Origin of the sequence: Dyadobacter sp. 3J3 (assembly GCF_009801115.1) — a bacterium.
GTDB lineage: Bacteria > Bacteroidota > Bacteroidia > Cytophagales > Spirosomataceae > Dyadobacter.
The window spans coordinates 170,388-192,899 of sequence record NZ_VTOL01000011.1 but is presented as its reverse complement, the minus strand read 5'-3'; the positions used below and the strand labels follow the sequence as shown (position 1 = coordinate 192,899).

15 protein-coding genes are annotated in these 22,512 nt (G+C 40.2%); 1 reads left to right on the top strand and 14 read right to left on the bottom strand.

Annotated features, from left to right (window positions below; translation table 11 throughout):
- Positions 1–5: 5 nt before the first annotated feature.
- A complete protein-coding gene (locus tag FZF08_RS22930; RefSeq protein ID WP_159473921.1) occupies positions 6–4,469 on the bottom strand; it encodes a PAS domain-containing protein in 4,464 nt (1,487 codons plus the stop codon).
- Positions 4,470–4,956: 487 nt separating this feature from the next.
- Here FZF08_RS22930 and FZF08_RS22925 point away from each other — a divergent pair, with 487 nt between their 5' ends.
- Positions 4,957–5,679 carry a hypothetical protein gene (locus FZF08_RS22925; RefSeq protein WP_159473919.1) on the top strand — a complete coding sequence of 241 codons (723 nt, stop codon included), beginning with the start codon at positions 4,957–4,959 and terminating at the stop codon, positions 5,677–5,679.
- A 68-nt stretch (positions 5,680–5,747) separates the two neighbouring features.
- Here the strand turns inward: FZF08_RS22925 and FZF08_RS22920 are convergent, their stop codons facing one another.
- The 13 genes from FZF08_RS22920 to tnpA form a co-directional block, all read right to left on the bottom strand.
- Positions 5,748–5,990, bottom strand: coding sequence for a hypothetical protein (locus FZF08_RS22920; RefSeq protein WP_159473917.1), 243 nt, complete (start codon positions 5,988–5,990; stop codon positions 5,748–5,750).
- Positions 5,991–6,019: 29 nt separating this feature from the next.
- Positions 6,020–7,282, bottom strand: a complete 1,263-nt coding sequence (locus tag FZF08_RS22915) for a hypothetical protein (protein ID WP_159473915.1) — start codon at positions 7,280–7,282, stop codon at positions 6,020–6,022.
- Positions 7,283–7,307: 25 nt separating this feature from the next.
- Positions 7,308–8,219 carry a hypothetical protein gene (locus FZF08_RS22910; RefSeq protein WP_229216655.1) on the bottom strand — a complete coding sequence of 304 codons (912 nt, stop codon included), beginning with the start codon at positions 8,217–8,219 and terminating at the stop codon, positions 7,308–7,310.
- A 9-nt stretch (positions 8,220–8,228) separates the two neighbouring features.
- Complete coding sequence (locus FZF08_RS22905; protein WP_159473913.1) at positions 8,229–8,804, bottom strand: hypothetical protein; 576 nt, start codon at positions 8,802–8,804, stop codon at positions 8,229–8,231.
- An 11-nt stretch (positions 8,805–8,815) separates the two neighbouring features.
- Positions 8,816–9,325, bottom strand: coding sequence for an RNA polymerase sigma factor (locus tag FZF08_RS22900; protein WP_159473911.1), 510 nt, complete (start codon positions 9,323–9,325; stop codon positions 8,816–8,818).
- A 338-nt stretch (positions 9,326–9,663) separates the two neighbouring features.
- A complete protein-coding gene (locus FZF08_RS22895; RefSeq protein WP_159473909.1) occupies positions 9,664–11,832 on the bottom strand; it encodes a PQQ-binding-like beta-propeller repeat protein in 2,169 nt (722 codons plus the stop codon).
- 188 nt (positions 11,833–12,020) lie between these two features.
- On the bottom strand, positions 12,021–15,482 hold the full coding sequence (locus FZF08_RS22890) for a PVC-type heme-binding CxxCH protein (protein ID WP_159473906.1): 3,462 nt from the start codon (positions 15,480–15,482) through the stop codon (positions 12,021–12,023).
- Positions 15,483–15,584: 102 nt separating this feature from the next.
- On the bottom strand, positions 15,585–16,817 hold the full coding sequence (locus tag FZF08_RS22885; RefSeq protein ID WP_159473904.1) for a GDSL-type esterase/lipase family protein: 1,233 nt from the start codon (positions 16,815–16,817) through the stop codon (positions 15,585–15,587).
- 89 nt (positions 16,818–16,906) lie between these two features.
- Positions 16,907–18,085, bottom strand: coding sequence for a VCBS repeat-containing protein (locus FZF08_RS22880; RefSeq protein WP_159473903.1), 1,179 nt, complete (start codon positions 18,083–18,085; stop codon positions 16,907–16,909).
- Between the two features lie 58 nt (positions 18,086–18,143).
- Positions 18,144–19,103, bottom strand: a complete 960-nt coding sequence (locus FZF08_RS22875) for a sugar ABC transporter substrate-binding protein (RefSeq protein ID WP_229216654.1) — start codon at positions 19,101–19,103, stop codon at positions 18,144–18,146.
- Positions 19,104–19,156: 53 nt separating this feature from the next.
- On the bottom strand, positions 19,157–20,107 hold the full coding sequence (locus FZF08_RS22870; protein ID WP_159473902.1) for an ABC transporter permease: 951 nt from the start codon (positions 20,105–20,107) through the stop codon (positions 19,157–19,159).
- A gap of 71 nt (positions 20,108–20,178) precedes the next feature.
- Positions 20,179–21,672, bottom strand: a complete 1,494-nt coding sequence (locus FZF08_RS22865) for a sugar ABC transporter ATP-binding protein (RefSeq protein WP_159473901.1) — start codon at positions 21,670–21,672, stop codon at positions 20,179–20,181.
- Between the two features lie 142 nt (positions 21,673–21,814).
- Entirely contained in the window at positions 21,815–22,267 is a 453-nt protein-coding gene (tnpA, locus tag FZF08_RS22860; RefSeq protein ID WP_159473898.1) for an IS200/IS605 family transposase, read from the bottom strand.
- Between the last annotated feature and the right edge of the window lie 245 nt (positions 22,268–22,512).

The window sequence follows — 22,512 nt, the reverse complement described above, 5'->3', positions numbered from 1 at the left end:
GTTGGTTACTGTTTTGCAATGCTAAAATAAAAAGTGCTTTCTTTTCCTTCTACTGATTTTAACCAGATTGTCCCGCCCAGATTTTCCACAATTTTTTTCGTAATCGCCAGCCCCATCCCAGTGCCCGAATATTCGTCTTTATTATGAAGTCTTTGAAAGATAATAAAAATCTTATCGAAATACTGCTCGTTAATCCCGATTCCGTTATCCCTGACGGCGAATTCCCAGTGCGACCCGGTCTCCTTGGATGAAATATCTATCTGTGGCACTCTGCTATGCGGCTGATACTTCAATCCATTGCTTATCAGATTCTGAAAAATCTGTCTTAAAGGTGTTTTAAATGTATTAAGCACAGGTAGATCAGCAAATTTGATGGTCGCGTGTTTTTCTTCAATATTTTTTCTGTAAAGAAGCATTATTTCTTCTATTAATTCATTCAAATCAACTTCTTCGAGCTTCTCCTCCGATTTCCCGACTCTTGAAAAATCAAGCAGGTCCAGAATAATCTGGCGCATTCTTCTAGCTCCGTCAACAGCGAAAAAAATATATTTTTTTGCCTTTTCATCCAGCGAATCGCTGTATTTTTTTTCAAGGAGTGTCAAAAAACTGGTAACCATTCGCAGCGGTTCCTGCAAGTCGTGTGAAGCCACGTATGCAAATTGTTCGAGTTCGGAATTAGAAATTGCCAGAATTTTTAGATTATTTTCCAATTCCTGATGCAATTCTTTCAGCTTAACCTCGGCTAATTTACGTTCCGTGATATTTTTAAAATAAACTGTTATACCTGCGCTTGTAGGATAGGCACTGACTTCAAACCAGCGATGCACAGGCACATAATATTCCTCAAATCTTACAGGTATTTTTTCTTGCAGTACCTTGCTATATTGATAATAGGATTTCGGTGCTTTATTTTTATTATAAATATCCCACAAATTATGATTTACGATTTCTTCACGTTTAATACCCAGCAAACGTTCTGCTTCCTTATTCCAATAAGTTACCGTCCAGTCCTCATTGACAGCAAAAAAGCCATCCTGGATACTTTCAAGTGTTTTGTTTTTTTCTTCAAAAGCCGCGAGCAGTGCTTCATCCGCCTCCTGTCCTTCAATAACTTTTGCCAGATTAACAACGATGGTTTTTAAAAAGGAGATCTCGTCATCATCCCATTCTCTTTCATGACGGCAGTCATCAAATCCCAGATAACCATAAAATTTATTCTTTACAAAAACTGGAAGTATCAGCATAGCCTTGATCTGCTGCTGTATGAGATCGGCCTTAAAATCAGAATCGGGAAGCTGACTTATGATCGCATTGAAGGGCCTGTTTTCATTCAGCGGGTTAATTAATTCAACCAGGGTATCATGAGGCACATTTTGCAATCTTGGATTATCAATCTGAGAATCAAAGGTACCTGCATTCCATTCAAATTTCTGACTCGAGAATTTTTGTCCCGAACCTCTGTCCGTGTAATTTTCAAAATAATACACCCTGTCTACCATGACGGCAAGTCCCACAATCCCGAAAGATTTATCTAACGCTTCCGACCAGTCGTTAAATTGTAAAAGACTGTTGTTTACTTCTGCAATGACAGCCAAAAATTTTGACTTCCGAAGAAGTTTTATCTGAGTTTGTTTTATTTCAGTAATGTCACGCAACACCCCGATCATTCTTACGGGTTTACCAACAGGATTTCTGATAATAAAACCTCTCTCCTGTACAAATGCATAAGTTCTATTAAGTTTTTGGTAGCGATACTCAGCCGACCAGTTTTGTTGCGTTTCGTCAGCAAGAGCTATATTAAGATTGCGCGTTACTTCATCCAGATCGACAGGATGCACATTTGACGTCCATTTCTCCAACGAATATCTTTCTCCATTCACTTCATAGCCAAACAAACGACGGTAACCATCACCCCAGGCAATGTGATCTATGTCTAAATCCCAATCGTAAATCGCATCATTTGTGGCCTGGTTTACCAGTTCATACCGCTCATTACTATTTTTGAGGGCATCTTCCATTTTTTTTCGGTCAGTTACGTCAAGACCTGTACATTGAATTTCAATAGGTTTTCCGTTAGAATCAACCAAACAGACAAAATCCCACAAAGTAGAAATAATTTTACCTCCGTTACCGATTTTATCAATCTCAATCTGATAAATTTTGCCTGGCTTTTGTTTACACAATTCAGAAACTTCCAAAAACCTGACATGATGCTCCGGAATAGCGATAGTAATACAACTTTCTCCATTCAGATCTTCATCCTTGAAAGACCACCCAAAATCCTGTGCATATTTTTTGTTATAATATGTATAACGACCAGCCAAATCAAGTCTTATAACGTAATTTGTCTGAGCATCCACCAGGCTTCTTAACCGGGATTCACTCGTCAGTAATTCTTGCTGGACTTTCCTGCTTTCGGTAATATCAAGACAGGCTCCGATCATTTTTAGTGGCTTTCCCTTTTCATCGATTTTTAGCCTTCCCCATGATTTTAGATTTCGGATTTCGCCGGAGGGACGAATTATTCTTTCTTCAAAAACAACGTCTTTTTCGGTTTCTAATACACTCTGGATTGTCTGGTACACACGTATTTTATCATCCGGATGCAGCAATTCCTGATAGCCTTCAAAAGTAGCCTTAAATCCGGTTCGAGTCAGACCGTAGATATCATAAAGTGTATCCGACCAGCTTACCACATTATTGACGATATCCCATTGCCAGTTTCCAAAATGTGCTAGTTCCTGACCTTGATTCATCAAAAAAAAGGTTTCTTCCAGCATTTCCAGGCTTTGCCGATTTTCCAGAATTACTTTTAAAATGGCACTTGATTTTTCAATAACTTTCAATTCCTCTTCTACCGGCACTTTTACTTCCCGATAATAAATACCCAAAGTAGCAATTACATCGCCTTCAGAATTTACAATCGGATACGACCAGCAGGCACGCAGATTATATTTTATGGCCAGATCTTTATAATCTGCCCATCGGATATCATTTTTTATATCACTTACAATGACCGGTTTTTTCAGAAAAGCCGCAGAACCGCAGGAACCCGTGTTTTTTCCAATTAATAATCCCTGAATATCTGATACATAAGCAGGTGGCAATGATGGCGACGACCAGTTGTAAAGGCGACCATTTTTAGCCTGAAGAATTGAACACTTCATATTAGGAAAAATAGTCTCAATTCCGGTCAGATATTCAGTCAGAATGTCTTTAATTGCTATTTCCTTGTGAGAATTCAGTTCCAGTATTTTTTTTTCAAGATATTCAAGCTCTGTAAACCTCCTGCTTTCGGAAATATCCATCATGATACCACGCAATAGCATCGGTTTACCATCTTCACGGATAACAGAAACCACGTCCTTTATCCAGGCCATACTTCCATCAGCGCGGGTCATTCTGTAATCAAATGTATGATTACGGCCGTCTTGCACCCAACGTCGGCAATAAGCCACGGCCTGTACACGGTCGAGCGAATGAATATGATTTGCCCAAAAATCAGGTTCTGCCAGCCATTCCTGTGGCGTATAGCCAAGAATATTAATTACCTGATCGGAGATAAAAGAAAATTCAAAAGTTTGTGCATCTGCTTCCCATACAATTCCGTCAACAGTTTGGACCAATGATTCAAAGCGGTTTCTTGAAACAATTAGTTCTTCCTCATTGATTTTCCTATCATGAATATCCTGAATAGAACCGTAAATTCTGGTACAAATTCCATCCTTTAAAACAGCCTGACCGGTTAACCTGATCCAGCGCTCATTTCCTTTTGCTGTAATAATCTGGAGTTCAAGGTCAAATCCGGAACCGTTTTCAATGGCCTTATCAATAGCAGCTATAAATAAATCTCTGTTTTCACCTTCCTTATAAAAATAAACTGGTGAATCTGCATATGGAACATAGTCTTTCCCGACTTCATGTATTTCCCGCACCACATCGGACCAGGTAATCTTTTGATTTACCAAATTTGCCTCCCAGCTTCCAATTCTTGCTACACGCTCAGTCTCTTCTAGAAATTTTTCATTCCTGGCCAGGTTATCGCTGACTGCCCTTTCATTTTCCTTAACAGCAAGCGTTTCAGTGACATCTGTGACTGATCGGATAATGAATTCAATTTCATTATTTGCATCTAAAACTGGGGTGATTGAAGTTATAAGTTTTTTTATTACATAATCAGAAGTGCCTTGCACCGGTACATTATAATCAAAAACGGGTGTTTGAACAGGCTTTTTTTCTCGTACTGATTCTTCTAGAAGATCTTTCCAAAGTTGTGCTTTGAAATAGGCATTTCCGGTGAGGGCGTCAAAAAAGCCTTTTCCGACAAAATCCTCCCGTGCAATATTGGTAATATTGAGATAGGCCTGATTTACGTAAACAACCGTAAATTTAGGAGAATCCGGAAGTAGTACTGCTCCTGGGGTGGGAAACGCATTGAATACTTTATTTAGATATTTAGGGTCTACCATGTTGAGCATGCCAGTCATGTTATTAATAATCTTAAATATAGCATAATGTATGGTTAGTGCATTATTGTCATATATAATACGATGAAATTATTCTTCGATATATAATTTTTATTTTACCAAACTTCATTTTTATAAAATTTTCTTCGCAGTCTTTTTAAAATATTGAAAAGCATTAAAGTGCCGGAACTTCAACCAACGAGACACTACCTCTACACCAGTCTTTTAGATTGATGCCAAAAATTCTGATAAATAATGTGTTTGTATTATCGGGAAATAGTACAAAAAAAATACCCCTGTACTATATACGAAACTAATGCCTTGTTTCATTTTTCAGATCGTCATCAGTAAAGATTTCCATAAAATTAACATGTTTAGATTTATAAGATCCTACTGTCCATTCTTAATCATTTGATAACATACCAATTAACTACAATTATGGTGACAATGTATAAATTGAAACAGTAAAACTCACCAAACATCCACTTTTATGAAACCCATTTTATTAGCCTGCCTGTCCATTTTTATTTTGTCGTCGTGTCAAAAAGATAAAAATGATATCGAAATTCAAAATCCCGTCGAAATTGAAACCCAAATTGAAAATCCAGACTGGTATATAGTAACCGCACCCGATGCCAGGCCAATTGAAGGCGTTTATGGAGACATTGATAAATCGCTTGTTATTACCACCGGTTTAAAAATTTATAAAACCGATGACAAAGGAAAAACCTGGACAACCGGAAATTATAATAAGCCAATTGGAATTTTTAGTTTCACAGAGGTGCAGGACACGCTGTTAGTTTTCAACACCAAGTCTTACATATCCAACAAAGCAAAGGAGCAGTTAATTTATGCAACACGCCCTTCTTTTTACAGTATGGATAAAGGAATAAGTTGGTTTCCTTACGAAAACGTAACTTTTACTGAAAAAGACCCAAGGGTATTATTGAACAAAGCAGTTACAGCGGCAGGCACAGAATACAAAATTGATCAGGTTGAAATTGGCGGAAGTCTTGAACCGTCCGGCATTGTAACTTCAAAAGGAGAGAAAATAAATTTACCTCAAAATCATCAGATTAATAGTCTGTATTTTGACAAAAAGGATCGACTTTATGTATCAGCTTCCGCTGCTTTTTGCGGAGGTGGAAATAGTTTTTCCTTTTGTAAAGGAGAAAATGGCGTGTTATATGTGTCTAAATTGAGCAAAAAGTAATTTTTCGGGATTGCTTTTTAGCTTTTGAAATGCAAATCTTACCGAAATTTTTCTTGATTTCCAGGAAATTATGTACCGAAATACACTCTTTTGAAATTATGTAATACATTAAAATCAAGAAATCCGAGGCCGAAAAAATATTTGATATGCCGCGGTTGAACATAAGTCATAAAAACATCTTCATAACGGTCGATAAAACGTTGTTTTACAAGTGTTTCCGTTTCCTGAAAATAAATAATTTTTAATGTATCCTGACCGAAGGAAATTTTAGTCAGTAATACTAATAAAAGAAGGAGAAAACTTTTTTTCATAACGTGATAATTATGCAACTATCAATAAATTAAAAGGCAAATCCAATTCCAAGATTACCTCTAAATCCAAAGGAATGGCTTGATGGGATATTCAGATCTTTTTGAAAATTATAAGAGGTATTAAAATCTATATAACCATGACTGAAAAGTCGCTGCTGGAAGCCAAGTAACGGGCCGGTCCTTATGTTATTTTGAGTGATTATTTTCGTATCAGGTCCTCTAAGGGGATTGTTACGACCCGTGTAAAAATTATATTCCGTATTAATTCCAGCATATACCCCTGACATGCCATTTCCACCTCCCGATCGAACCTTTTGTCTTTCCTGCAAAAAATAATATCTAGGTTGAATTGAAAAGGTTATTGAAGCTTCTGTCGAATGTGTATCCTGATATTTTGAAAAGAAATTAGTTGGTTTGGGAATCTGTGTTAACATATAATTGTATCCCTTATTCAACCCAATATCAGTTTGGTAGTTAATTGAAAATGGCGATTCGTTAAACTTTCGCTCATATGCAAAACTTAAATTCAATCGATATAAATACCGACCAATTGTTAATTCTGGCAAACGAATTTTCCATTGCTGCCCAATCAGCTCATTGCATAGCAATAGATCACAAAGTGGAAACTTAGAACTTTTCTTCCAGTCACCGAATGCGAGCCCGAAACTGGCTTGTGAGGAAATTGACCAATTATATAAAACTCCGTAATGAAACCAGGGTGTACCCTGTTGCAGTGCAATTGCAAAATCCATAAATCCGGAGTTTAGAAAACGCCGTTGAAAGCCCAACTTTAAACCGATCGTTGGATCTTCGTATAAAGTCCCGGGAAGTGTATAGTTGAGCGCCAAATAATTACCACTGAAATTATTAGCACTTTTACCGGATTTAATTCTTTTACGCATGTTGACATACCAGCGTAACTGCGTATCAATAACTGTATTTTGCCAGGCATCTTTAATTGGAATATCAAAACCATAAAAAGGCATGTGACCAGAAATAGCGATTGAAAATGCCGGCAGGAACTTAAACTCATACCCCAATTGCAAAGAAGTGTTTGTCAGCACATTTCCTTCTTTCAAAGAAAACCATCTTGACTGATAATATTGCGACAAACCGATTTTAAACATATGACGCGTTTGCACTTTGGTCATAAAAACGTTTTCGTAGCGATCGATAAAACGTTGTTTTACAAGCGTGTCCGTTTCTTCTGTAAGCGTAACTTTCACATCATCCTGAGCATAGGAGTATTGAAAGAAAAACAATATGCTCAAAGAAAGTATAAATTTTTTCATGGCTAATAGTTAGGGGCAAGTAGTATTATTTTATCGTCAGATTTCCGAATTCTGCATTAATCTGCACACTGGCGATCTGGTTTTTAGAATAAAAAGCGTCCTTAAAATCGCTCGTATTCCGCTTCCATTTGAATCCGTTTGGGAGCTTCATGGTTGTGTATGCGCTGTTGATATCGTAGTCGAATTGCTGCCAGTTTTTTGAAAACATCGTGACAATTGCCTTTTTGGATTGTATCGCCAGACTGGTAAGGCCAGAAGACGGTTGAATCTCCACATTTCCATATAAGGTGTTCATTTTAATCGCCCCACCAATATTTTCCAGTCGCAGATTAGTATGATCACTCGTGAACGAAAAATCTCCCGTTATTTCAATTCCTTTCAATTCCCCAAAAGTGGTTTCCAACAGCCCTTTTCCTTTGATATTCAGCAGCGTTGTGGTACAGAAATCCGCGTTCAGTTTCAGATTATTTGTAAGTCCTTTCATCTGAATCGTACCAAAAGTATTTTTCAGATCAATGGCACAGGATGCGGGCAAGTGAATGGTGTATTTTGCTTTTAAGTTTGACAATGGCTTAGCCTCTCCTTCTTTGAGCAAAATGTAATTCCTCAGGAAATAATCCTTGCCGCTCCGATCCGCAACGTACTGAATCTTAGCCAGATCCGTCGTTGCAGTTGCCCTGTCCGGGTGCCTGGCCGAGAGTTGCATACTGATCGTAATTTCGGGCTTATCCCAGGCAATAAGCTCAATATCAGCCTTTTCTGCATTAATGTGAAGTGTGCGTATAGCAGGGGCTGCCACAGTTTTCTCAATAGCTTTGGTGGCAACTTGTAATACATTTTGCGCCTCAGCCATTTGAAAACCATTAGAAACAACCCAATAAAGGAGGATTGTGAAAAGCGGTATCCGTCCGAAAATATTTTTATATGTAGTTCTCATAATTTTGTCCTAGATCATCTTAGCCATTTTATTCAAAACCTCTGCCTTTTCCTGCTCCACAATACTAAACTGACGGGTTAATTCCGGCTCGGTGTTATAATTTCCCATCGCCCTTTGCAATTCCTGAGTCGCCGAGCGAAGGGTCTCGTACTCTTGTTTTAATCGTTTGAAATTCTTGTCGTTACACACAACTGTTTCAGCTTCACAATAGGATACCAGTTTTGCATATTCCTGATCCGTTACCGGATCTTTTTTCGTTTGTAAACGGCTATCAATTACTTCCTGAGAGTACGAAATGCTGGAATCACTCTTATTGGTATTGTACAAAAAGCCGGTAAAACCAATCGTAAAAATCATAGCAGCGGCGTACCACCACATTTTGCTTTTCCTTTTTGTTCCATCGATTTTATTTTCAATATTCTCCCAAATAAAATCATCCGGTTCCTGCGTCGGTAGACTTTTCAGAGCATTCTGTAACGGCTCCTCATTGAGGCTCCGGTTAATTTCAGTCCAGATAAAATCGGCTGGCTGAAAAGAGGGTAGTTTTGCTAATGCGTCCTTTAAACTATTTCTATGATGTTCCATATTCTTCAAGATCATCTCTGGGTTAACATGCTGCGTAATTTCCTCTTCGCATGAAATAACTGCGATTTGGAGGTACCCTCCGAAATATTCAGCATCTCCGCTATTTCCCGGTGTGTATATCCTTCAATTTCGGCCAGTACAAATATGGTTCTGAAACCATCGGGCAAAGCCAGAATCGCTGTTTGCAAATGCGCCACATTGATATCTATTTCTCCCCAGTTAATACTTTCACCCGTTTCCTCTTCCACATTTTGCCAGATTACGATCCGCTTCTTTTTTGTGGATTTCCTGACAACGATTTGCTTAATCCAGGCACCCAGTTTTGCTTCACCGCGAAACTGGTCGAGATGAAGAAAAACCTCCATAAACGAGTCCTGCAACACATCGTTTGCATCATCATAATCACCGGTGATCCGATAAGCAAGCGTGTACATAGCATTTTTGTAACGGTCATACAAAAGCCGCTGCGCTGTTCTGTCATGTAATAGGCATCCCGAAATCAATTCTGCCTCCGTCGTCATAGAAAGGGTTTACGTGTATTTATATTAAAGAGGCAAGTTAAGGACGGAATGGTTGTATGGAGAGGAAAAATACTTTTGCTGTCGGTTTTCGGCAGTCGGCTTTCAGATTTTATACAAAAGGAGATTTGGTTAAATTTCGCTAATTTTTGGGTGTTCAATACTGATCCGCGAGGATTTCAGTTAAAAAAGGGATAATAACCGATACTGCAAAAAGATAACAGAATACTTGGATTTGATAATTATATTTTAATGAAAAGGAAAAAACATCAGAGGCAAAAATAAATTGGCCTGAACGGTTTGACCTGGCCCTACCTAAGATAAAAAACTTATTTTTTTAATCAAGGCAATTTAAAAGCCATAATAAAACCCGACGGATTTTCATTATTCCCGCCGACAGAAAGTGCCACAAATTGTTTTCCCCCGGCCATATATGTACAAGCCGTTGCATTGGCCACACCGGGAAGGGCAGTTTGCCAAAGTAATTTTCCGGTTGATTTTTCAAAAGCACGAAGCGTTTTATCGTTGGTTCCACTAATAAAAATCAAACCTCCGGCTGTGACAATCGGACCAGCAGAACCTTCCTGTCCGGTTTCTGGCCCATCCTTTTCTTGTAATTTTTCATTATTTCCTAATGGAATCTGCCATTCGTAATCACCAGTTGTTAAATTGATTGCGCTCAATGTTCCCCATGGTGGTGTTAAAGCAGGATTTCCATTGATGTCCCGAAAATGTCCATAGGCGGTTAAGTTCAAATATTTATCTGCGCCGGCTTTGGTTTGCATGGTTTCCAGTTTTGTAGCTTTCAATGAATTTTGTTCTTTTTCATACAAAAAAGCAATAATTCCTTTTTCTTTTCCTTTGATAATGCTGGCAAAAGCAGGCATCTTTCCACCGCCTTTTTTGATTTTATCCAAAGCTGCTTCCTTTGTAATTCTGGATTTCAAAGAAACCAAAGAAGGATAATTTGGCTCATCTCCATTTTTATCTTTGCCATGGCAAGTAGCGCAATAAGTCATGTAAACGGATTTCCCCTGCTCAAAAACAGTCTGATTTTTTGCCTCTTTTTCTTCATCCATTTTTTGCATGGATTCGATTTCAGGGGAATCATTTGATTTGACAAAAAGTACACTACTGGAAGGGTCATAAGCTGCTCCGCCCCACTCTGCTCCGCCACGTGATCCGGGCAGCATTAAAGTACCTTTCAAATCGGGCGGTGTGAAAAGTCCTTCATAACGCATAGACCGGTATTTTTTTAATAATGAATCATAACCAGCTTCCGAATAACATGTTAGATCCTGCTCTCTGAACAACTGTCTTGCAAAAGGTTTCGGTTTTAGCGGAAAGGGCTGCGTCGGCCAGGATTGTTCTCCCGGAATATGTGAAACCGGTACTTTTCGTTCTTCAATCGGGAATAATGGCTCGCCGGTTTCACGGTTAAAAACAAACACAAATCCATGTTTGGTAATTTGCGCTACGGCATCCAGATCTTTCCCATCCCTTTTTACCGTCACCAGATTTGGCGGAGCGGGCAGATCATAATCCCACAGATCATGATGAATGGTCTGGAAATGCCAGATGTATTTTCCGGTTGCTGCATCCAGGGCAACCACACTATTTCCATACAGATTTTTGCCGGTTCTGTCGGCTCCGTAATAATCATAGGAAGGTGATCCCAAAGCAAGAAAAACGATCCCGCGTTTAATATCCAGGCTCATCCCCGACCAGTCATTTACACCTCCGGCATATTTGTAGGCACCTTTCGGCCAGGTTTCATAACCTGGCTCACCCGGAAGCGGGATCGTATGAAAAGTCCATTCAAGTTTTCCGGTAATACAATTATAAGCGCGGATATAACCCGGCTGAGCGCCATACAATTCAGAAACCTCCGCTCCCATGATCAGCAGATTTTTGAATACAATCCCGGGCGAAGTAGGAATTACATAAATGGTTTCAGGATTATCTCTCAATCCTACATTCAAATTCACATATCCTCTTTCTCCAAAAGAAGAAATCGGTTTACCGGTTTTAGCATTCAGTGCAAAAAGTTTATCCCCGCCTGTTACCAGAATTCTTTTGTCATTCCCTTCTTCATAATACGTCACGCCACGACTAACACCACCACCTTCGGCTCCGTCAAACGGATCAAACGACCAGATTTGTTCGCCGGTTTCTGCGTTAATGGCATATACCCAATGTTTGGCAGAAGTTGGATACATGACGCCATCGACAATAATCGGGTTACACTCACTACTTCCGGATCGCGCACCTTCTTTCATATCTTTCAAAGCAAAAGTCCAGGCAGGTTGCAGCTGAGTCACATTTTTGGTGTTGATCTGATCTAGTTTTGAATAACTGGTACTTTCATTATCAGCTTTATAAATGCTCCATGTGCGGTCATCTTCGGTTTTGGTTTGGTAGGCTACCAAACCGGCAAATGCTAAAACAAGCAACAGCGGAACGAAATTCTTGTTATTAATCCTGCCCAAAAGATTGTCTGTTTGAACCATAAGTAAATGAAAGTGAACGTTGCGAGAAATATTATTGGCTGATGTACATTGTTTTACACTCAGGCTAAAAAGAAAGAGATTGAATGATTTTACTATTTTTTGATATGACCTCTATTTTTCTGTTTTTGATACAAAAAAAGAGGTCAGCTTTTTGAGCTAACCTCTTCTTCCTGTTTAACTTAAAAAAATTATTTCCCCATAACCAAACGAGTCTGCGCGCCTCCGTTTGGTGCATCCTGCAATTGAACATTTAATGAGCTGTCTTTAAACAAACTTCTGTCAACAGCCAATGTAATCGTATGAATACCCTGAGAAAAATCTGCCAAGGCTCCACTTTCAGCAAGTTTAAGTGGTTTCCCATCTGACCAAGCTGTAATTCCGGCAATTGAACTAAACGCCAGATCAACATTTCCTTTGGTCAGTACTTCAATTTCAAACCGTACAAAACTGTATTTTTTACCAGCACTACCTTCAATAACCGGCAGATCTTCCAGAGGCAGATCTCCTGCAACTTTACTATAAACGGGCTGAAAACTGATTTTCGATTTATCCTTTACAACATATCCCGGGCCTTCGGTTAGGATCCTTTTCGCTGTTTCTTTACTTTCTTCAACAGCGGTCCATCTACGAACAAACCGCGTGGTTGGCACACGGAATTTGCCCGATTCACCCATTTTTGAAAGAAATCCAATCAGATCAACAAATTCTTTTTTATCCAGACTAGCCGTTAATCCCGGTGGCATCAGAGAACCCGGTACTTTTTCCATCAATTGAACCTGACTTTTGGCTATTGAAACTTCTTTACCCGTTACATCGCGTATCACAATTTCAGAAGCGCCGTCACTCGCCAGATACCCCATAAGCTCAGAACCATCTTTCTTAACAACCCGCTTCAGATCATAACCTTCTTTAATGGATACACTTGGATATAGTACAGAACGAATAATGGTTTCAACCGGAGAGCTAGTCCCCAAACTACTTAAATCAGGACCAATACGGCCACCCGCGCCACCAATTGCATGACAAGTTGTGCAGCTTGTGGCAGCTCTTCTGAAAATAATTTCCCCTTTTGCAGGATCAGCCTGATCCGTAACCACCTTCGCCAGACTTGCAATTTCTTTGTCATTCAAATCCTGTTTCATATTTTGAACCGGCAAGGTTCCGCCAGAAGCTTCCAATGCCTTATTCAATGCGGTGATTTCATCAATTCGCTGGCGATTCCAACCGGCCCGTGTTTGCACAAGTTGCCGTCCTGTTTTCGCTGCTTCTGCCGGAATTCTTTTTGTCGCTATTGCATCTGCCAATGCAGCTGCTCCTGCATTATCTGGAATAAATGCCATAAAAAGATCAGTTACATCCGTGTCAGCAGGCAAAGTGCGCATAAGCTCCGAAGCAATTTTTGCTCCCTCCGCAGGATTTAAAGCCGCAAGCTGAGCCGCAGAAATGATTCGAACTTCGGGAGTATATTTTGGACCCGTCATTTCGACCATTAACTTCATCGCTTTTTCCTTGTCAATAGATGCCAAAGCACCCAATGCAGCTTTTTTGGTTGCAGGCGTTCCGGTTTTGATCAGGCCGGTAAGGCGATCGTTCAGTGTTTCCATCTTCCATAATCCGGCAAGACGGATTGCGCTCAGACTCACAGCCTCATCCTCATTGCCAATAAAATCAGCAACGCGTTCAGGATCTTTATCCGGTTTTGCTTTCCGCTGGCGCGCTGCATCTTCCAGAGTTGCCAGCTGCGGTGTTATGTTTTTATCTTTATTTTGAACCGTCAAATCAAGCAGCATATTCAGATCCGCCGTTTGTCCGGATTTAGCGATTGCATTGAGCACATCTTTTTGATATTCCTGCGGCACCTGGCCTTTTCCATATAAACTGATCAATTGTGCAACGGCTTCTTGTGAACTCAAAGATTTCAAGGCATAAACCGTCTTTTTGGAATCACCCAGATAATTTGGATCCGTTTTCAATTTTGCCATCCAAACCGGTTCCAATTCACGAATTGTTTGCCAAAGTGCATAATCAATAAACTCATCCATCTGCAAATCAAGGACAGAAAGTGCTGCACGGGCAGCTTCCGGCGTTTTCGTTTTACGAAGCGCAATCACCGCTTCCAAGCGAACCTGGGCATGTTTGTCGGTCACCGCTTTGGCAAGAATACCCGGCACATTATTGATTTTGGTATACCAGAATGTCAAGGCGCGCAATCCGGCAGCACGTGCATTGTGACTTTCCGCACCAATTAAACTTAGCAAAAGAGGTTCATTTACAGTATCAAGCGCCTGGAAAACCCATAACGCTTCCAGTAAATTGTGTTCGTAATCCTTATCTTTTTTATCCAGGGCACTTACCCAGGCGCGCAAAGCCGGTATAACTTCTTTAGCTCCGCGTTCTTTTAATACTTGTTTTGCATTGGTACGGGTAAGTTCTTCCGGTACTTTCAGAGCTTCCAAAAGCTCAGCAACAGGCGCTTTATTCAGTTTCGGTACTTTTACCAACGGACGGTTTTTAGCCGTAATTTTCCAGATACGACCATGTTCCTGATCACGACGCGGGTCAAAGAAATCAACTTCACCGTGCTGAATAATTGGATTATACCAGTCGGCAACATAAATTGCTCCATCCGGCCCAACATTAATATCAACCGGACGAAAAGCGATATCATCCGTCCACATCAGGTCCTCCATTTGTTTTGAAGCATACCCGCTACCCTGTTCTTCCAGCTTGAAACTATTAATGCGGTTTGCCCGGAAATCGTTAGCAATCATTCTACCCTGCCATGCATCCGGCAGATGTCTTCCTGATATTACATCCAATCCGCTATGTTTTGGCTGACCAGGGTTTAGTCCCCGGATAGTTCTTTCAGCACCCTGGGCAGCAACAAACGCAGCACCCGGAAAAGCATAATTAATTCCTTCACCACCCGCACCATCCGTCAGGAATGACTGCCCCCAACGATCGAACTGCAATCCCCAAAAGTTAATACCGCCTCGGGCATAAACATCAATTTCCAACGTTTTTGGATTCAACTGCCACACACCACCGGCTTCAAGTCTTTTGGTACCAAAAGGCGTTTCAACGTGGCTGAAAATGTAAATGGACTGGTTGAAGTACAATTTCCCTTCTGGTCCCCAGCGAAAAGTATGAATTAAATGATGCGCATCTCCTGTTCCAAAACCATTGAGAATTCTGCGTTTTTTATCTGCTTTTCCGTCACCATCGGTATCAGAAAAATGTAATATTTCCGTTGAATTGGCTACGTAAACGCCACCGTCACCCGGCAAAATTCCTGTTGGTGTTGTCAAACCTTCTGCAAAAATGGTAGTCTTGTCCGCTTTGCCGTCACCATCCGTATCTTCAATTACGAAGATTTTATCATTGGCAACTTCCCCTGTTTTCAAATGTGGATAAGCTGTGCTGCTCACAACCCATAACCGGCCGTCAGCATCCCAATTCATTTGAATAGGTTTTGCCACAAGCGGTTCTGCCGCCCAGAGTGTTACCTCAAAACCATCTGCAACTTTGAATGACGCCAATTCTTTTTTTGGATCGGGATCTTCATATACATTTTTTTGATTTACCGATGAGGTCATAAGCAAGACCAGCGGCAGTAGCATGATCCCGATAAGTAGTTTTATTGCTTTCATATTTATTTAGCTGTTGGCTATTAGCTTTTAGCTTTTAGCCCTGTTTCGCCTGAATTCTTTTCTTAATTTAACTCTGATTTTATGTCGTGATTTAGCTAAACGCTAATTGCCAATAGCTGACAACCTATACACTATTTCTTTCGGCATTCTTTGTAAGGCAATTTGTCCTTCCAGCCATTTGATCAGAATATCCTGGTCCTCCAAATCCTTTACATGTTTGCCTTGCTCATAAGCCCGGAAGCCGATAATGTATGTTTCGTTGATAGGTCTGTATTGGAAAAAATGAAGTTCATTTTTTTTCAATATCATATCTTTTATTTCTGCCGATTGAAAGTAAGACGGACCTTGTTTTATTTCAACGCCCTTTTCCCAGTCTTTGGCAGAAGCGCTTACAATCTGATCATCATTTGCCGTAAGCGTATAAAATCCTTTTTTCAAACCTGTTATTTTAAGTACGGGAGCCGTATCTGCCAATTTTTCACCTTCCGGAGAAACCGGAAGAGGCAGGAATTTTTCAGGTATTACAAATTGCAGACTGGTCAAATCCTTTCCTGAATCCAGAATTTTCGCATTGGCAGAAGCTTCTGCGCCTGTTTTGGAAATTGAAATAGTCGTTACCGGTTTTTCAGTTTTCAAACCTAAACCATTTTCCAAAACATTAGCCAGATAGTAATATCCTGTTTCGTTCAAATGAACACCATTTTCAATAATGGTAATCTGTTTGCTGGCATCCAGAATCGGCTTATAAATGTCAATAAACTGCTTCCCGCGATCCGCCGCTATTTTCGCGATCGCCGACGAGTATAGTTCCAGATCTGCGTTACGTTTGGAAAGATTAATCGAAGTATCGCTTGAAGCAACCGGAATGGTTGACAATAAAATGGTTTTTGCACCCAGGGAATCAATTTTATTCAGCAGATTGTTTAACCCATCTTTAAAATGTGCCAAACCTGCGGCACCTTCCTGTGCTTCCACACCACCATATCCAAGAAAAACGACGGTTGGCTGCGTTTTGATAATGTTTTGCATTAGATGCTGATATGCAGTTGGCGGATTCGTAAAGGTGCTGCGTCCATCTCCCCAGACATTATCGCCCGACCATCCCAGATTACGGAAAGTCACGTTTTTGTCAGGAAAACGGGTGGTAAGCGCCAGTTCCAGATAGCCGTACTGAAAATCATTTTCAAAAAGCGAATTTCCAAGAAAAACAACACGGTCCCCGTCCTTCAAATCCAAACCGGAAGTTTTTGATTGTGCCAGAACCTCTTCGGGCTTATAAAAAATTGTAAGTAACAATAGTAAAATATGGCCAAATGTGACCGATACCTTTCTCATGCATTTGGGGTTTAGGTAATGATGTCAAAAATATATTACAACGAGGATATTTTACTAACCAGCGCCGCCACTGAACGAATAAATCAAAATTAGTTATTACCCTGATTGAAAAAGACAAACAAACCATCTTTTCCGGCCACTATGATATCCTTACGGCCACTTCCGTGCAAGTCTGCTGTTGAAAAGTAAACACCAATTCCTTTCCCTACACCATACGGACCGTGAGAAATTACCTGTTTCACAAAAGATTCTCCATTCCACTGGAAATAATAAATACCAACCAGGTCCTTTTCTCCGGGATCGTTCCCGTTATGAGCGCGGTATCGTTTTCCCGTAAGCAATTCATTCTTTCCATCGTTATCCAGATCCACCCATTCCATGGAATGAAATTGCGAGTTAAACGGATCGATAACATGCTTGATCCAATCAATTTTTCCTAATTTGGTGGTCTGCTCGTACCAGTCAAGTCCATAGCTGTGTGCCTGGCCTACAATGATATCATTTTTCTTATCACCATTCACATCGACTACCAGAATCGGCACGCTGGCTGTTCCAAGCTTAAAATCATTATGTGCGATCCATTTGTCTTTTAATACATCTTTTGGAGCTTCCAGCCAGCCTGTGCTGATAATAAAATCGCCACGTCCATCCGCGTTTACATCACCGAATCCGATACCGTGGTCCTGTTTATCAGCAACCTGTATTTTGGTAAAAGTTCCGGTTGCGTTCCCGGCTTTGTCGCGTTCCAGTTTGTAAAATTTGAGAGGCAGATTTGGGTTATTAGGAACAATTTCAGGAAAGCCGTCATTATCAATATCCCAGGCTCTTGCGGTTTCAACATTCCCGGTCTCATCAATGAGATGATCTTTCCAGGGCCCGTTATTTCCTGGGTTTTCGCGCCAGATCAGACTTTTATTAAACCATCCACCTGTGATAAAATCCATATTTCCATCACCGTTGACATCCATGGGTATGGTTGCAAAATCATCCCAATACTCACCATGCCGCTTCACTTCTCCAATATAAAAGCGATCAAAAAACTCAGGACCTTTATACCAGAATTCACCCGAGACAAGATCCGGTTTCCCGTCGTTATTTACATCAAAAACCGCTACCGATTCATTACTTTCTGACGCAATCTGCTTTTTTTCAAACCGGACAGGCGTCGCTTTTTTTTCAGTTTGCTGCGCTTGTGCCGATGTAAGAAAACAGATTCCCACAAGGATTCCTGCTAATGCTAATTTTATTTTTCCGATTCTTCTATTCATGGTTCAGGATTGATTTCTTATATTTTCCAAATGAGATTATGTCAAAATCGACTTTGATTTATTTCAAAAATTCATTCAAATTTTCTTTTGTTACGAGCTGAAACGGGATTAAAACTTCCTTTTCAAATGCCTCACCTTTGGCAGCTTTTACCGCATTCTCGATAGCTTTGCTGCCTTGTTGTTTTGCATTTTGATAAACGGTGGCATCAAGCGTTCCTTTTTTGACAGCCTGCAATGCATCCGGAATTGCATCAATACTTACCACGATTATTTTATCTTTCAGTCCGGCGGCTTCCAGGGCTTTCACAACACCGAGTCCCATTTCGTCATTTTGAGCAAAAATGGCGTTGATTTTAGTACCATACGACTGAATCCAGTTTTCGGTCAAAGACATGGCTTTGGCGCGGTCCCATTCTCCTGATTGTTCAGCTAGAAGTTTCAAACCCGGATTCGCTTTCAGGATTTCCTTCGCTCCTTTATCTCTTTTAATTTGAGCCGCTTGTCCCATGTAACCATGCATCATGATCACATTCCCTTTTCCACCCAGCTTTTTGACAATATAATTCATTGCAATTCTGGCGGATTCAACATCATCAGAACCAACAAAAGATGTCGGTTTTGCCGTAGTTTCCGAGTTGACATTGATGATCGGGATTTTGGCATCCAGAGCAAGTTTTACTGCCGGCGAGCTGGCTTCCACTTCACAAGGATTCATAACGATGGCATCCACGCCTTGCGCAATAAAACTTTCAACCTGTTCAACCTGCTTCAAAGCGGAACGTTCGGCGTCAACCGTGATGAGCTCTACGCCAAGTTCCTTTGCCTTCGCTTCCATTTCGTCACTCACGTTGACAACAAATTCGTTTTGCATACTCAACATCGTACTTCCGATGACAAGCTTTTTCGCGCCGTCCTTTGTTTCAGATTCTGATTTATTGGACTGATTACATCCCACAAGAACGGAAGCAAGAAATACAAATGAGTAAAAGAAATTCAGTTTCATAAATGTTTTATTCATTTTAATACAATCAAAAAAGACACTTTTTTAGTATCATTCAAACCCTGTAAATCCTAGTTTTTATCTTTCCCCATACTATCCAGAACCACTGCTCCAATGATGATAGCACCCATGACAACTTGTTGGTAATAGGATGTAACATTCAGTAAATCAAGACTATTACTAATAACGCCAATCAACAATGCACCGATTAGCGTGCCCGTCATGGTACCGGTACCACCAGAAGTGCTTGTGCCGCCAATAATGGCTGCTGCAATAGCATCCAGTTCAAATCCGGCTCCGGCATTGGGTTGTCCGGTGGTAATTCTGGACGTCAGTAAAATTCCCCCGACAGCAGAAAGTAATCCGCAAATGGTGTAAACCCACATTTTAACATGATTAACACGAATTCCGGAAGCCCGCGCCGCAGGTTCGTTTCCTCCTACGGCATACATGTAGCGTCCCAGAATTGTTTTGTTTAAAATCGCGGAGCAAATAAAAAAGGCCAGAATAAGAATGATTATTGGAAATGGTATTCCAAATAAATTTCCGCCGCCAATAAAATTAAAGGAATCGGACAGGTTGGAAATTGGCCTTCCATTGCTAAGAATCAAGGCCAAACCTCTTCCGATCGTCATTGTTCCTAGTGTTACAATAAATGGCGGCACCTTACTTTTTGTAATAACCAATCCGTTAAAAGCACCAATGGCTAGCCCTCCGACAAGACCAATGAAAACAGGAACAATTATAGGATAGGTGTCAGGATGTGCAAAAGATGCCGCCAAAACGCCCGTAACGGCCACCATGGATCCCAGTGAAAGATCAATACCGCCGGTAATAATCACAAAAGTGACCCCGAAAGCCAACAACGCATTGATCGAAACCTGCGTTCCGATATTCATTAAATTGGATACTGTGAAAAATTTTGGTGTACTTAAAGCCAACGTAAGGCAAATAATTACAAATGCCAGAAAAATGCCATATTGGCCAATACCACGGAATCTTGATGTAAATTTATTCTCCAAGTTATATTATTTAAATCTTCTTTTCCTGATTGTGGTTCACGATAGCTATCATGCTGGTGAAAGTTATAAATTCATTGAATTGAGTATTTCATGATCAATTCCTGCGTCGCTTCTGATCTTGACAAAATGGCTGTCTGAACTCCTTTTGATAAAACCAGAATCCGATCACTAATTCCCAAAATTTCCGGCAGTTCGGAAGAAATCATAATGATGGCTATTCCCTGCACCGCCAGATTATTTATAAGTTTATATATTTCAAATTTTGCTCCAACATCAACACCACGAGTAGGTTCATCCAGAATCAAAACTTTTGGTAAGGTGGCGAGTACTTTTCCTATTACTACTTTTTGCTGGTTTCCACCGCTGAGATGTGTAACTTTCTGATTTCGCCCCGAAGTTTTTATCTTCAGATCCGAAATCATTTGATCCACTGCTTTATTCTCTTTTTGGTTATCAATAAATATTCCCCGGCAATGTTTTGATAAGCTGGCAAGTGTTAGGTTTTTACTGACCGATAATTGTGGAATAAAACCTAATCTTTTCCGGTCTTCACTGACATATCCAATCCCATACGACACCGCGTCCCGGGGAGATTTTATTTTAATTTCTTGTCCATTTATAAATATTACGCCACCATCCGCTGGCGACAATCCATAAATGGCCTCTGCAATTTCAGTCCTGCCAGCACCCATAAGTCCCGATATTCCCAGTATTTCTCCCGCATGAACTTCAAAACTGATGCCTGCAAACTTTCCTTTTTTATTTAAGCTTTTAACAGAAAGAATGATTTTCCCTTTTTCGGCAACAGGTTCAGGAAACATGTTGTTAATTTCCCTTCCCACCATCATTGCAATCAGACTATTTTTGTCAAGTTCAGAAGCGTTTTTTGTTGCGATATATTTTCCATCCCGCAACACGGTAATTGTATCCGATATTTCAAATATCTCATCCATTTTGTGTGAGATGTAAATAATGGCGACGCCCTTGCTTTTCAAATCTTTTATTATCCTAAAAAGTGTTGAAACTTCTTTGTCTGAAATAGCCGATGTCGGCTCATCCATGATAATAACCCGCGCATTGTTCGAAACTGCTTTTGCGATTTCTACCATTTGCATCTGTGCGACGCTCAGGTATTTCATTTTTATATTTGCATCGATATCTACTCCTAGTTCTCTCAAAAACTCCGTAGCTTTTACCGCAATATTTTTGTCATTAAGCCATCCGTTTTTATTTCCTGAAATTTCTCTTTCCCGGCCCAGAAAGATATTTTGTGCGACTGTTAATTCAGGAATTATCAATATTTCCTGATGAATCATAGAAATTCCGCGTTTCGAAATTTCGCTTACTGAGTTGTCTTTTATAATATTTCCATCATAAATTATTTCGCCGGAATCAGGATTAAGCAACCCGATCAGGATTTTCATAAAGGTTGATTTACCTGCGCCGTTTTCTCCCATCAACGCATGCACTTCTCCCTTTTTTATTGTCAACTGCACATCATCCAATGCCTTAATCCCGGAAAAGGATTTGGTCAGGTTTTTGATTTGGAGGATGGTTTCGGTCATGGGTAAATCTATAATAATCTCAATAATCTGATAATTCCAAATCCCAGGGCGATGCCCCGGGCTGAGGTATGGCGCCCTTTCAGGGCTACAAAATTATTTAGCCCTGAAAGGGGGTCATATGTTAAGGTGGGGCACCGCCCTATTATTCCCACACATATCTTTCATCATATTCAACATTATACTTCCTCAAAAAACCTCTGTACTCATCCTGGAAATTTTTATTTTCATGATGTGATTTTTGATTAGAAATATATCTTACAACAACGTCTAATTCCGAAGGATTAACAGAAAATATTCCATAGCCATCCTGCCAGTAAAAACCTTCATATTCCTTCCCTTTGGTCTTGATCCATCTGGAAGAATTCTTTTTTATTTCTTCCAAAAGTTTCATGATTGAGATTTTTCTTGACATTACACATAAAATATGAATGTGGTCCACATAACCTCCAACCTTGATTGGTATACATTCAAACTTATTACAAATCCCTCCCAGATATCTGTGGAGCTCATTTTCAATTTTGTCATCAATTAATGGCTGACGGTATTTGGTGCTGAACACAATATGTGTGCAGACTTTTGCTAACGATTGTGACATTTGTGTGTGTGCCCTTTGGGCTTGTGTGTGTGTATTGCATTTTTTTCATTTGGGATAATCTATGACATCGTCGCTCGCAAATAGGGCGTTGCCCTATCCTAAGATATTATGCCCTTTCAGGGCGTCGCAAATTGCGAAAACCCTGATACTTGTAATTGTCATTTCAATTCGGATAACTCTTGTCATTATCGCCGGCAAATAGGGCGTTGCCCCATCCTAAGATATTATGCCCTTTCAGGGCGTCG

Coding starts and splice junctions, on each gene's coding strand:
- FZF08_RS22930 (WP_159473921.1), bottom strand. CDS start 4,469: ATGGTAGACCCTAAATATCTAAATAAAGTATTCAATGCGTTTCCCACC.
- FZF08_RS22925 (WP_159473919.1), top strand. CDS start 4,957: ATGAAACCCATTTTATTAGCCTGCCTGTCCATTTTTATTTTGTCGTCG.
- FZF08_RS22920 (WP_159473917.1), bottom strand. CDS start 5,990: ATGAAAAAAAGTTTTCTCCTTCTTTTATTAGTATTACTGACTAAAATT.
- FZF08_RS22915 (WP_159473915.1), bottom strand. CDS start 7,282: ATGAAAAAATTTATACTTTCTTTGAGCATATTGTTTTTCTTTCAATAC.
- FZF08_RS22910 (WP_229216655.1), bottom strand. CDS start 8,219: ATGAGAACTACATATAAAAATATTTTCGGACGGATACCGCTTTTCACA.
- FZF08_RS22905 (WP_159473913.1), bottom strand. CDS start 8,804: ATGGAACATCATAGAAATAGTTTAAAGGACGCATTAGCAAAACTACCC.
- FZF08_RS22900 (WP_159473911.1), bottom strand. CDS start 9,325: ATGACGACGGAGGCAGAATTGATTTCGGGATGCCTATTACATGACAGA.
- FZF08_RS22895 (WP_159473909.1), bottom strand. CDS start 11,832: ATGGTTCAAACAGACAATCTTTTGGGCAGGATTAATAACAAGAATTTC.
- FZF08_RS22890 (WP_159473906.1), bottom strand. CDS start 15,482: ATGAAAGCAATAAAACTACTTATCGGGATCATGCTACTGCCGCTGGTC.
- FZF08_RS22885 (WP_159473904.1), bottom strand. CDS start 16,817: ATGAGAAAGGTATCGGTCACATTTGGCCATATTTTACTATTGTTACTT.
- FZF08_RS22880 (WP_159473903.1), bottom strand. CDS start 18,085: ATGAATAGAAGAATCGGAAAAATAAAATTAGCATTAGCAGGAATCCTT.
- FZF08_RS22875 (WP_229216654.1), bottom strand. CDS start 19,103: ATGAATAAAACATTTATGAAACTGAATTTCTTTTACTCATTTGTATTT.
- FZF08_RS22865 (WP_159473901.1), bottom strand. CDS start 21,672: ATGACCGAAACCATCCTCCAAATCAAAAACCTGACCAAATCCTTTTCC.
- tnpA (WP_159473898.1), bottom strand. CDS start 22,267: ATGTCACAATCGTTAGCAAAAGTCTGCACACATATTGTGTTCAGCACC.